The sequence below is a fragment of the Streptomyces lomondensis genome (assembly GCF_014651035.1).
Taxonomy (GTDB): Bacteria; Actinomycetota; Actinomycetes; order Streptomycetales; family Streptomycetaceae; genus Streptomyces; species Streptomyces lomondensis.
Window position 1 is genome coordinate 173,956 of record NZ_BMWC01000005.1, and the last position, 11,868, is coordinate 185,823.

The window sequence follows — 11,868 nt, forward strand, 5'->3', positions numbered from 1 at the left end:
GAGAACCCGTGAATTCACTTGTCTTCCCGCCGTCCTGCGCCCCACCTACAGTAGGAAGCGCTTTCTGCCCGGTCGGTCCTCCGACCGCCGTGGGCAGCGCTGGTCGAAACTTTCCACGGCCCTCGGGCGGGCCGGAGAGGTGGGTTCCCGATGGTCCGTACGGCGAGTGCGAGCGTGGCGGCCGGTCCGACGCTGGCGGTCGTGGCCCGCGAGGCGGGGGTGTCGGTGCCGACCGCGTCGAAGGTGGTCAACGGCCGGGAGGACGTGGCGCCCGAGACGCGCCGCCGGGTCACCGAGGCGCTCGACCGGCTCGGCTATGTGCGCAGACCCCGGTTCGACGCGGCGAAGGCGCCCCGGCTGGTGGACCTGGTCGTGCACTCGCTGGAGAGCTCGTGGTCGGGCGCGGTGCTGCACGGGGCGGAGGAGGCGGCGCACGACGCGGGCCTGGAGGTCGTGGTGTCGGCGGCGCTGACCCGTTCCCGGGTGGGCCGCCCGGAGCGCGGCTGGCTGGACAAGCTGGTCGCCCGGGGCTCCTCCGGGGTGCTGTTCAACCTGGCCGAGCTGAGCGAGTCGCAGTACGCCTGGCTGGAGCAGCACCGCATCCCGTTCGTGATGATCGACCCGGTGCAGGAGCCGCCGGAGGGCGTGGTGTCGGTGGGCGCGGCGAACTGGCAGGGCGGCCTGACGGCCACCGAGCACCTGCTGAACCTGGGCCACGAGCGGGTCGCCGTCATCGCCGGTGCCCGGCGCACGATGTGCAGCAGCGCGCGGGTCGCCGGGTACCGTTCGGCGCTCGCGTCGGCCGGGATCCGGCACCGCGCCGAGTACGTCCGGCATGCCGGCTTCGACGAGAGCGCGGCCCATCGCCGCATGCTGGAGCTCCTCGACCTGCCCGAGCCGCCGACGGCCGTGTTCGTCTGCTCGGACCGGATGGCGCTCGGGGTGTACCAGGCGCTGGCCGAGCGGGGGTTGAGCGTGCCGGACGACATGAGTGTGGTGGGCTTCGACGACCTGCCCGAGGCCCGCTGGGCCTCCCCCGCGCTGACCACCGTCCGCCAGCCGCTGTCGGAGATGGCCGCGACGGCCCTGCGGTCGCTGCTGCGCCTGATGGACGGCCATCACCCGGAGAGCACGCGGACGGAGCTGTCGACGCGGCTGGTGGAACGGGCGAGTACGGCGGCGCCGCGCGCGTAGCCGGGGACGGGGTCCCGCGTGGGCGCGGACGGTCGATCGCGCGTTCGGGTTGTACGGAGATGGACGCCTTGACCCGGGCCTGTCCTGGGCCACGAATGTGGCGGCCGGGGACACCGACAGCACGTTCGATGTCGCCGTCGGGCGGAATAAGCGTACGGGCGTGGGGAGTTGGTGGAGTGTCCGGGCCGTCGCCGTGGGGCGGCGGCCGTACTCAGCGAAAGGACCGCCCGGTCATGGCGAGAGACACCCGCACGATCACCAACCCGGCCACGCTGCACGATCCCACGCCCTTCGGCTACAGCCACGCCGTCTCGGCCCCCGGCGAAACCGTCCACATCGGCGGCCAGTACGCCTCCGACGACACGGGCACACCGGTGCCGGGCGACTTCGCCACGCAGGTGGAACTCGCCTTCGACCGGCTGCGGTCGGCGCTGGAGGGGGTCGGGCTCGGCTACGAGCACGTCGTACGCCTCGGCACGTTCATCGTCGACCACGACCTCGACAAACTGCAGATCCTGGGCAAGGCCCTGCACGCCCGCTTCGGGGACCGCCTCCCGGCCCAGACCCTGAGCGGCGTCGCGACCCTGGCCCTCCCGGGCATGCTGTTCGAGGTCGACGCGGTCGCGGTACGGCCTGTCGGGCCGGCCACGGACTGACGGCCCGCCGGTCGGCAGGCCGGTCGGCGGGCCGGCGTGCCGGGGCCGGACGGCGGGCGCCGGACGGTGGGTTCGCGCTCCTTGTGCGCGTCGCGCGCCCTCCCGCGTGGGGAACTGGGCGGGTCGGGGCGGCGTCGAACGATGCGGCGGGGAGGGGCCGGTGCCCAGGGGTGGGCAGTTGGGGGACGACCATGACACGCTGGCGGCCGCTTCCGGACATCCTGCCGAGGGAGGCGCGGCACCTGGTCGAGCAGCTGCGGGCCCTGAAGGACCGCACAGGTCTGAGCCTGGCCGAGCTGGCGCGGCGGACGGCGTACAGCAAGTCGTCGTGGCAGCGGTACCTCAGCGGGGCCAAGCAGCCGCCGAGGGGAGCGGTGCAGGCGCTGTGCCGGGTGGCGGGGGCGGACCAGGCGCGGCTGCTGGCGCTGTGGGACCTGGCCGACCCGACGTGGCCACGGGGTGTGGCGGGGCCGGCCGGGCAACCGGTGGACGCCGCCGCGCCCCCAGGTGCCGCGCACCGGCGCTGGCGGGCGGCGGCGCTGGTCTCCTTCGCGGTCATCGCCGTGCTGCTGGCCGGGCTGCTGTGGGTGCTGCCCGCGCGCGGAGCGGGTGACCGCGACGGCCACCCGCTCCCCGACGTGCCGGCGTCCGCTCAGCCGACGGTGCGGTAGTGCGCGTACTTCCAGGGCCCGACGTTCCTGAGCTTCACCTGGTACTTGCCGCCCACGCGCTTGAAGGTGACGTTCCGCGCGAGGCCCTTGTACTGGACGATGTTGCCCGGGAGGCTCTGCAGCCGGGTCTGGGCGAAGTCCCAGCTCTCGCTGACGACGGTGCCGTCGGTCTCGGGCAGGTTGTGCCGGCTCTGCCACCACTGCGTGGCCGACTCGGTCTCCGGCCCGAACGACCCGTCGATCTGGCTCTTCCTGAAGGGCCGCCACTCCCCCTCGTCGTCCTCCCACAGGGCGCCGTCCGCCCACAGGACGGTCTCCCACAGGGCGACGGCGTTGCCCCTGGAGTACGCCTCCACGCCGAGGTTCTCCTCGTCCTCCCAGTCGTTGGTCACGGCACCGCCGCCGTCGATGCCGAAGTACGCGGGAGCGGCGTTCGCGGCCGGCGCCAGGGCGATTCCGGTGCCCCCGGCCCCCAGCAGCGCGGCCGTCGCCATCGCCACGGCCCGATTGCGCATGTTCATGCGGTCTTCCTTTCCGAACCGCCGTCCCCCGTGGGTTGCCCCTGGGGCGGCTCGTCTCGTCTGGCACGGCACAGCGTCACGGCCCGGCGGCGGCCGCGGCGAGCCCTGCCGCCGTACACGGACCGTCCAGGGACGGTTCACGCCCGGGGCAGCGGCGTCCCGGCCGCGCGTGGGTCGCGCAGGGCCCGAGGGGCCGGGGTGGGTCTGCCCCGGCGTGCCCTGGGAGCCGGAGGAGGCCGTGCGCTCGCGCGCCGTTACGAGGCCCTCGGGCGGTAGTGCAGGGGCAGGGGGAGCGCGGCCGCCCAGAGGATGCCGCCCAGGAGGTGCGCCCGGAAGGCGGGGTCCTCGTAGGCTTCCGGGGCGTGGCCGAGGGCCGTGTAGAAGACGCGGCCCTCGCCGTGGTCGCGGCACCAGACCAGGGGGTGGTCGGCGCCCATGCCGCCGCCCTCGTAGGAGGACTCGTCGGCGGTGGCCAGGACGCGGACGGTGCCGCGCGGGTTGGTGCGGAAGTCGTACCACTCGTCGGTGAAGTCCCAGACGGCGGGCAGGTGCCGGGTCGCCGGATGGTCGTGGTCCTCGACCACGGCCTTGCCGGGCTGGTGGCGGGGGTGCCGGGCGAACCACGTGCCCAGCAGCTCGCCGTAGTACGGCCAGTCGTACTCGGTGCAGGCCGCCGCGTGCACGCCGACGAAGCCGCCGCCCGCCTCCACGTACGCGGCGAGCCGCTCCCGGCCGGCCGGGGTGAGAACCTCGCCGCTGGTGGACAGGAAGACCACCGCCGCGTACCCGCCGAGGGGCTGTTCCAGGGCCGCCGGGTCCTCGGTGGCGTGGACGTCGAAGTCGCCGAGGCTGCGCAGGGCGGCGACGCCGGCCGGGATGGACTCGTGCCGGTAGCCGGTGGTGCGGGTGTAGACGAGCAGTCGTGGTGCCATGGCATCCGACCCTAGGAGACCGGGGGCCGCCCCGGAGGAGCCTCCGGTGACCGAAAAATTTCGGTCACCGTCCCCGGGGAACCGGCCCCGGCGGTGTTTCCGCGGACGGCCGGGGACGGTGGCGGGGTCCGGGACGTAGTCGTGGACAGCCGGTGTCCGATTCCTTCAAGACCGGTCGTCGCTGGCCTGCCTACCGTGGGCCCATGACCGCACGATTCGATGCCATCGGCCTGGTCGTCTCCGACATGGCCGCCTCCGTCGCCTTCTACCGCCGGCTCGGGTTCGCCTTCCCGGACGGCGCCGAGAACCAGCCGCACGCCGAGGCGGAACTGCCCGGCGGGCTGCGGCTGTTGCTCGACACCGAGGAAACCGTCCGGTCCTTCCACGCCGCGTGGGAGCCGCCCAGCGGCGGGGGCCGGGCCTCGCTGGCCCTGCGGTGCGACGGGCCGGAGGAGGTGGACGCGCTGTACGAGGAGCTGGTCGGCTCCGGTTGCCACGGCGAGCTCAAGCCCTGGGACGCCTTCTGGGGGCAGCGGTACGCGGTGGTGCTCGACCCGGACGGCAACGGCGTGGACCTGTTCGCCCCGCTAGCCGCTGCCGGCGAGTAGCTTCCCCAGCGGCAGGCCCGTCAACTCCCGTACGTCACGGGCGAGGTGGGCCTGGTCGGCGTAGCCGGCCCGGGCGGCCGTGTCGGCGAAGGGCACGCCGTCCCGGGCCAGCGCGAGGGCGCGGCGCAGCCGCAGGATGCGGGCCAGGGTCTTGGGGCCGTAGCCGAAGGCGGCCAGTGAGCGGCGGTGCAACTGGCGGGCGCCGAGGCCGAGTTCGTCGGCGGTCGCGGCGACCGGGCGGCCCGCGTCCAGGGCGGTGACGACCTGCCGCAGCAGCGGGTCCGGAGGTCCGGCACCGGCCGCCTGCCGCAGGGCCAGGTCCTCGAGACCGCTCGCCGGGTCGGGGGCCGCGTTCACACGGCCGGCCAGGCGCCGTACCTCCGAGGCCGGCCACAGGTCCGCGAGTTCGACGCGGCGGTCGCGCAGCTCGTGCGCGGGGACGCCCAGGAGCGCCGGGGCCGTGCCCGGGTAGAAGCGGACCCCGGCCCAGGCGCCGGTCTCGCCGTCCGTGACGTACGCGTGGGTGTCCGGTCCGGCGACCAGCAGCCGCCCGTCGTGCCACAGCAGGTCCATGCAGCCGTCGGGCAGGACCCGCCCCACCCCGGACCGGTCCGGGGTGTTGGTCCACACCACCGCCCCGGCCAGTCGTGACGCCCGCTCCACGTACACGCACGCCAGGCTACGCCGCCGGGTGTGCGGGTGCGCGGGCGTCAGTCCGGCCGGGCCGCCCGGTGTGCGGGTGCGCGGGCGTCAGTCCCGGCGGGCCGCCCGCCCCCGGTACTCCACCGGGCTCATCCCGTACACCCGCTTGAACGCCGTCGACAGGGCGAACGCGCTGCTGTAGCCGACGCGGCGGGCCACCGCGTCGAGCGTGTCGTCGGTGTCGCGCAGGCGGTCGGCGGCGAGGGCGAGGCGCCAGCCGGTGAGGTACGTCATCGGGGGCTCGCCCACCAGGGCGGTGAAGCGGCGGGCCAGCGCGGCCCTGGACACCCCTGCCTTCGCGGCGAGCGCGGCGACCGTCCAGGGGTGGGCCGGGTCGTCCTGGAGCAGGCGCAGGACGCCGCCCACGACCGGGTCGGCCAGGGCCCGGTACCAGGCGGGCGCCTCCGCCTCGGGGCGCGCGAACCAGGCCCGCAGCGCGGCGATGACCAGCAGGTCCAGCAGCCGGTCCAGGACGACCTCCTGGCCCGGCTCGTCCCGCACGATCTCCGCGGAGAGGTACGGCGTGAGCGGGCAGTCCCACACGTCGGAGGTGAGGGTGAGCAGCGGCGGCAGGGCGTCCAGCAGCCGCCCGCCGATCTCGCCCCGCATCGGGTACGTGCCGATCAGCAGCACCGTCGCGCCGTCGAGCCGGTCGCCCCAGGTGCGCACGCCCAGGTCCATGGAGCCGTTCAGGGGCCGTCCGTCGGGATAGCGGCACTCCTGGTCCGGCAGGATCAGCGCCTGCGGTGCCGTACCGGGGTCGTCGGCGCAGGTGTACGGGTCCGGGCCGCGGGCGATGGCGAGGTCCCCGGCCCGCAGCCGGGTCCGCTCGCCCCGGTCGGGCAGGACCCAGGCGTCGCCGCGGACGACGAGCATCACGGTGAGCGGGGCCCGGTCCTCCACGCGGACCGCCCAGGGCGGGTCGAAGCACGCCCTGATCATGAACGCGCCCCGGGCGCGGGGGCCTTCCAGCAGGCCTGCGAGAGCGTCCATGGGGCCAGGGTAGACGCGGGCGTATGGGAATGAGCCGATCGGCGATGGTTCCGTGCCGCGCGCGGCAGTTGACTCGACGGCATGACGAACACGACGCAGAACACGGCAGGGAACACGGCCCGGGAGACGCGGCGCACGACGGTGGTGGTGACGGGCGCCTCGGGCCGTACGGGCAGCCGGGTGGCGCGGGCCGCGGAGGCCGCCGGGCTCACCGTGCGGGCGGCGTCGCGAGGGACCGGTTTCGACTGGTGGGACGCCTCGACCTGGGCGGACACCCTGCGCGGCGCCGACGCGGCCTATCTGGCCCACCCCGTGGACGTCGGCGCGCCGGGCGCCGCCGAGGTGATCGGCGCCCTCGCCCGGGAGGCGGTCGGGCTCGGCGTGCGGCGGCTGGTGCTGCTGTCCGGGCGGGGCGAGGACCAGGCGCTGCCCACCGAGGAGGCGCTGCACGCGTCGAGCGCGGAGTGGACGGTCGTGCGGGCCGCGTGGTTCGCGCAGAACTTCAGCGAGGGGCCGCTGGTGGCGGAGCTGCGGGAGCGCGGGGAGCTGGTGTTCCCGGCTGACGAGGTGCGCGAGCCGTTCCTCGACGTGCGGGACATCGCGGACGTGGTGGTGACCGCCCTGACGGCCGGTGACCGGTACGCGCGGCGGACGCTCACCCTCTCCGGCCCGCGGCTGCTGACCTTCGGGGAGGCCGTCGCGGAGATCGCCGAGGCGACGGGGCGCCCGCTGCGGTACCGGGCGGTGACGACGCGGGAGTACGGCGAGGCGCTGGCCGGCTTCGGGGTGCCCGAGGCGGAGGTCGCCGCCCTGACCGAAATCTTCGACACCCTCCTCGACGGCCGCAACGCGCACCTGTCCGACGGGGTGCGGGAGGTCCTGGGCCGGGCGCCCCGGGACTTCACCGACTTCGTGCGGGAGGAGGCGGCGGCCGGCACCTGGCGGGCCTGAGACCGGCGCCGGTCACTTCTCCCCGGTCGCCGGTCACTTCTCCCCCGGCGGCTGCCCCTCCCCGTTGGTCCGGCCGCTCTTGGCGTGGGTGGGCTTGGCGTGGGCGGGCTTGGTGTGCGTGCGCAGCCGGGCCGTGACGTCCTCCGGGGGCAGGAAGCGGGACCAGCGTTCCGGGAACTCGGAGGGCATGTCGGGGTCGGCCTCGCCCCGGGCGGCGGCGCGGGCCACGTACTCGGCGACCTGCGCCTGCCGCAGCCGCTCGTTGGCCTCGCGGGCCGCGGCCGTGGCGGCGGCCGGCCAGACCCGGTCGATGGCGGCGTTGACCGCGGCCCCGACGAGCACGGCGAACGCGGACACGCCGATCCACAGCAGCACGGCGACCGGCGCGGCCAGGGAGCCGTAGATCGTCGGGCCCTCGACCGTGCTGGTCAGGTAGATCCGCAGCAGGAAGCTGCCGAGCACCCACATGCCGAGGGCGACCAGCGCGCCCGGCACGTCCTCGATCCACGGGGAGCGGACGGGGACGGACACGTGGTACAGCGTCGTCAGGAAGGCGATCGACAGCAGGATCACGACCGGCCAGTAGAGGACCTGTACGACGGTCGTCGACCAGGGCACGATCCGCACCACCGCGTCCGGCCCGGCCACCATCAGCGGCAGTGCGACGGAGCCGATCAGCAGGGCGACGATGAACAGCAGGAAGGCCAGCAGCCGGGTCTTGACGATGCCGCGGACGCCGTCGAGGCCGTACATCACGGTGATGGTGTCGATGAAGACGTTCACCGCGCGGGAGCCGGACCACAGGGCGAACAGGAAGCCGAGGGAGATGACGTCGGGCCGGCCGCCCTTCATGACGTCGTGCAGGATCGGCTCCGCCATCTCCCTGACACCCCGGTCGGACAGCACCGTGCGAGAAGCCTCCAGGATGTTGGTCTGGAGGCTCTGGATGGTGTCGGCGCCGGTCCAGGCGTCGACGTAGCCGAGCAGTCCGATCATGCTGAGCAGCAGCGGCGGCACCGACAGCAGCGTGAAGAACGCGGCCTCGGCCGCCAGGCCCAGGATGCGGTACTCGATGCAGGAGTTGACGGTGTCCTTCAGCAACAGCCAGGCGGTCCTGCGCTTGGAGACGTTCCGGTAGAGGGCACGAGCCCGGTGGAGGCGCCCGGAGGGTGTGTCGGGGGTTTCACTTGCTGGCTGCACCCCCTAACGGTATCCGTCGCGCCTCGCCCCACTCACCCACAGGCCGGTCTCCGGCGCCCCGGTCCGGTCCGCTGGTGACCAGGGGGGTACCGCGGGGTAGGTTCGCAGCATGGCTGGCAGCACCCACTCCGTGACGAACCAGGTCCCGCCGCTGGTCGGGTACGACGTCTTCTCCGCCGACCGGGCCCTGGCCGCCGCGGTCGAACGGCATCTGGAGCCGGACCTGCACGCGGAAGTGCTCGGCGAGCTGGCGGCGCTCGGGCGGACCTCCGGGTCGGTCCAGGTCCAGGAGTGGGGAGCGCACGCCAACGACAATCCGCCGCGGCTGCGCACGCACGACCGGTACGGCCACCGGATCGACGAGGTCGAGTTCCACCCGTCCTGGCACCGGCTGCTCGGCAAGGGCGTCTCGGCCGGTCTGACGGCGGCCTGGGACCGGCCGGGCGGTCATGTCCGGCGGGCCGCCGCCTTCCTGGTGTGGGCGCAGGTCGACGCCGGCAACGGCTGCCCGCTGTCCATGACGCACGCGGCGGTGCCCGCCCTGCGCACGGACCCGGACCTGGCCGCCGAGTGGGTACCGCGGCTGACGTCCCGGATCTACGACCGCGACCTCAGGCCCGCGCACCGGAAGGCCGGGGCGCTGTTCGGGATGGGCATGACGGAGAAGCAGGGCGGCAGCGACGTCCGGGCGAACACCACGTCCGCGCGGCCGCTCGCCGAGGACGGGACGTACGAGCTGACCGGGCACAAGTGGTTCTGCTCGGCGCCGATGTCCGACGGCTTCCTGGTGCTGGCGCAGGCGCCGGGCGGGCTGACCTGCTTCCTGGTGCCGCGGGTGCTGCGGGACGGCACGCGCAACGTGTTCCTGATCCAGCGGCTCAAGGACAAGCTCGGCAACCGGTCGAACGCCTCCGCCGAGGTGGAGTTCGACGGCACCTGGGCCCGCCGGGTCGGCGAGGAGGGGCGCGGGGTGCGCACCATCATCGAGATGGTCGCGGCGACCCGGCTCGACTGCGTGCTGGGCTCGGCGGGGCTGATGCGGCAGGCCGTGGCGCAGGCCGTGCACCACTGCACGTACCGGGAGGCGTTCGGCGGGAAGCTCGTCGACAAGCCGCTGATGCGCAACGTCCTCGCCGATCTCGCGATCGAGTCGGAGGCCGCGACGACCCTGGCGCTGCGGCTCGCGGCGGCCTACGACGACGGCGGCGAGCAGGAGCGGGCGCTGCTGCGGATCGCGGTGCCGGCCGCCAAGTACTGGGTGACCAAGCGGTGTCCGCCGGTGGCGGTGGAGGCGGCGGAGTGCCTGGGCGGCAACGGGTACGTCGAGGAGTCCGGGATGCCCCGGCTGGTGCGGGAGTCGCCGCTCAACTCGATCTGGGAGGGCGCGGGCAACGTCCAGGCGCTGGACGTGCTGCGGGCGCTGCGGCGGGAGCCGGGGGCGCTGGACGCGTATCTGCGGGAGGTCGGGCAGGCGCGCGGCGCGGATCACCGGCTCGACGCGGCCATCAAGAACCTGCTGACCGAACTGGCCGATCTGGAGGGCATCGAGGGGCGGGCGCGGCGGCTGGCGGAGCGGCTGGCGCTGGTGCTCCAGGGGTCGCTGCTCGTCAGGTTCGCGCCACCGCAGGTCGCCGACGCGTTCTGCGCGGCCCGGCTGGGCGGCGACGCGGGCGCGGCCTTCGGGACGCTGCCGCACACGCTGGACCTGGCGTCGGTGGTGGAACGGGCCCGGCCGGTGACCTGAGCCCGTTCCGGAAAGCGGAGGTGGTGCTGCGCCGACACGGCACCACCCCCGCCGCACTGGCCCGTTCGAGCCACTGAACGCCGCTCGGGACGGCGCCGCTCAAGTTTCAGACACCGCCGGGCCGTCCACCAGGGTTGCAAGGGGTTGCAACTTGCTGCTGACTGTGGGCGGACTGTGCGCGCCCCCGTGGGGCAGACGGCACTATGAGTCACACAGTCAGAAACCAGTCGGGGGGCGCACGCGTATGGACGTCACGCACTTGGCCGCCGTGGACTCCACGCGTGCGGCCCGGGTCCTCAGCGAGGTCCGTTCCGCCCGGCTCTCCGGACAGCCCGCCCCGGTGCCGCCGCGCCCCGTGATCGAGCAGTCCTGGGAGCGCATGCTGCGCAGCGGCGTCGACCCGGACCACGACTTCCGGGCGGATCTGCTCTCCCGCGAGGAGGTGCAGCGGCGCCGTGAGACGTCGGCGCTGCGCCATGTGCTGCCCGTGCTGCGGGAGGGGCTGCTGGCGGCCGCGGACGTCGCCCACCACATCATGGTGGTCGCCGACGAGGAGGGCCGGGTGCTGTGGCGGGAGGGCAGCGCGCCGGTGCTGCGCAGGGCCGACGGGCTCGGGTTCGAACTCGGCGCGGACTGGCGCGAGAACGTCGTCGGCACGAACGGCCTGGGCACCCCGGCGGTGGTGCGCCGGCCCGTGCAGGTCTTCGCCTCCGAGCACTTCGTGCGCTCCCAGGCCAACTGGACGTGCGCGGGCGCTCCCCTGACGGACCCGCGGGACGGCCGGCTGCTCGGCGTGGTGGACGTGAGCGGGCCGCTGGAGACGATGCATCCGGCCACGCTCGCCTGGGTCGACTCGGTGGCCAAGCTCGCCGAGGCCCGGCTGCGGGAGATGCACCTGGAGTCCCTGGAGCGGCTGCGCGCGGTGGCGGCGCCGGTGCTGGCCCGGCTCGGCGGGCGCGCCCTGGTCGTCGACCCGGACGGCTGGACCGCCGCGGTGAGCGGGATGCCGTACCTGCGGCGCGTGACCCTGCCGAAGTCGCTGTCGCCGGGCCTGAGATGGCTGCCGGGGCTCGGGCTGTGCTCGTTGGAGCCGCTGGCCGGGGGCTGGCTGGTGCGGGCCGCGGCCGACGAGCCGGCGCCGCGCGGGGCGACCAGGATCGTGCTGGACCTTAGACAGGCGCGCCGCTGGTCGGTGGAGGTCTCCGGCGGGGCGGGCTCCTGGGTCCGGGAACTGAGCCCGCGGCACGCCGAGTTGCTGTACCTCCTCGCCGTCCACCGCACCGGCCGCAGCGCCTCGGACCTGGCCGGGGACGTGTTCGGCGACCCGGCCCGCACGGTGACGGTGCGCGCCGAGATGTCGCGGGTCCGGCGGTATCTGGGGGCGCTCCTGGAGCACCGGCCCTACCGGTTCGCCGAGGACACCGACGTCGAGGTGCTGCTCCCGGAGGACCCGCGCGATCTGCTGCCGCACTCGACGGCACCGGCGGTGGCCCGGCGGCGCACGTCCGCACCGGCGCCCTCAGGAACATCCGCACCGGCGCCCTGAGCATCACCCGGAGTGCCCTCCGGGCCACCCCGCGGGGTGCGTCTTTCGCATATTTGCGAGGTCTTCGTCCGCCACCCCGCCCACCTGCCGTAGCATCCCCCTACGGGCCACCCCACCTGCTCCTTGGTCAACGTACGGACCAACAGGCGC

The 11,868-nt window shown here is 74.6% G+C and carries 12 protein-coding genes; 7 read left to right on the forward strand and 5 right to left on the reverse strand.

Annotated elements, in window-relative coordinates; genetic code table 11:
* Positions 1-150 precede the first annotated feature (150 nt).
* From IE255_RS19125 to IE255_RS19135, 3 genes are all read left to right on the forward strand, one after another.
* On the forward strand, positions 151-1,194 hold the full coding sequence (locus IE255_RS19125; RefSeq protein WP_190051529.1) for a LacI family DNA-binding transcriptional regulator: 1,044 nt from the start codon (positions 151-153) through the stop codon (positions 1,192-1,194).
* A gap of 233 nt (positions 1,195-1,427) precedes the next feature.
* Positions 1,428-1,850, forward strand: a complete 423-nt coding sequence (locus IE255_RS19130; protein WP_190051530.1) for a RidA family protein — start codon at positions 1,428-1,430, stop codon at positions 1,848-1,850.
* Between the two features lie 191 nt (positions 1,851-2,041).
* On the forward strand, positions 2,042-2,521 hold the full coding sequence (locus IE255_RS19135; protein ID WP_190051531.1) for a helix-turn-helix domain-containing protein: 480 nt from the start codon (positions 2,042-2,044) through the stop codon (positions 2,519-2,521).
* Here IE255_RS19135 and IE255_RS19140 read toward each other — a convergent pair.
* Together IE255_RS19140 and IE255_RS19145 are read right to left on the reverse strand one after the other, a co-directional pair.
* A complete protein-coding gene (locus tag IE255_RS19140) occupies positions 2,503-3,042 on the reverse strand; it encodes a peptidoglycan-binding domain-containing protein (RefSeq protein WP_190051532.1) in 540 nt (179 codons plus the stop codon). The genes IE255_RS19135 and IE255_RS19140 overlap by 19 nt on opposite strands.
* A 254-nt stretch (positions 3,043-3,296) precedes the next feature.
* Positions 3,297-3,974 (reverse strand): ThuA domain-containing protein, encoded by a 678-nt coding sequence (locus IE255_RS19145; protein ID WP_190051533.1) that lies wholly within the window; start codon positions 3,972-3,974, stop codon positions 3,297-3,299.
* A 203-nt stretch (positions 3,975-4,177) separates the two neighbouring features.
* Between IE255_RS19145 and IE255_RS19150 the strand changes: the two genes are divergently transcribed.
* A complete protein-coding gene (locus IE255_RS19150) occupies positions 4,178-4,582 on the forward strand; it encodes a VOC family protein (RefSeq protein WP_190051534.1) in 405 nt (134 codons plus the stop codon).
* Here the strand turns inward: IE255_RS19150 and IE255_RS19155 are convergent.
* Together IE255_RS19155 and IE255_RS19160 are read right to left on the reverse strand one after the other, a co-directional pair.
* Positions 4,562-5,251 (reverse strand): DUF6597 domain-containing transcriptional factor, encoded by a 690-nt coding sequence (locus tag IE255_RS19155; RefSeq protein ID WP_190051535.1) that lies wholly within the window; start codon positions 5,249-5,251, stop codon positions 4,562-4,564. The two genes, IE255_RS19150 and IE255_RS19155, sit on opposite strands and share 21 nt — an antisense overlap.
* Before the next feature lie 81 nt (positions 5,252-5,332).
* Positions 5,333-6,277 (reverse strand): AraC family transcriptional regulator, encoded by a 945-nt coding sequence (locus tag IE255_RS19160; RefSeq protein WP_190051536.1) that lies wholly within the window; start codon positions 6,275-6,277, stop codon positions 5,333-5,335.
* Positions 6,278-6,358: 81 nt separating this feature from the next.
* Here IE255_RS19160 and IE255_RS19165 point away from each other — a divergent pair, with 81 nt between their 5' ends.
* Entirely contained in the window at positions 6,359-7,228 is an 870-nt protein-coding gene (locus tag IE255_RS19165) for a Rossmann-fold NAD(P)-binding domain-containing protein (RefSeq protein WP_190051537.1), read from the forward strand.
* 33 nt (positions 7,229-7,261) lie between these two features.
* On the opposite strand, the gene IE255_RS19170 is transcribed toward IE255_RS19165, so the two are convergent.
* Positions 7,262-8,428 carry a YihY/virulence factor BrkB family protein gene (locus IE255_RS19170; protein WP_190051538.1) on the reverse strand — a complete coding sequence of 389 codons (1,167 nt, stop codon included), beginning with the start codon at positions 8,426-8,428 and terminating at the stop codon, positions 7,262-7,264.
* Positions 8,429-8,537: 109 nt separating this feature from the next.
* Here IE255_RS19170 and IE255_RS19175 point away from each other — a divergent pair, with 109 nt between their 5' ends.
* Entirely contained in the window at positions 8,538-10,172 is a 1,635-nt protein-coding gene (locus IE255_RS19175) for an acyl-CoA dehydrogenase family protein (RefSeq protein ID WP_190051539.1), read from the forward strand.
* A gap of 244 nt (positions 10,173-10,416) precedes the next feature.
* Positions 10,417-11,718 (forward strand): GAF domain-containing protein, encoded by a 1,302-nt coding sequence (locus tag IE255_RS19180; protein WP_190051540.1) that lies wholly within the window; start codon positions 10,417-10,419, stop codon positions 11,716-11,718.
* Positions 11,719-11,868 lie beyond the last annotated feature (150 nt).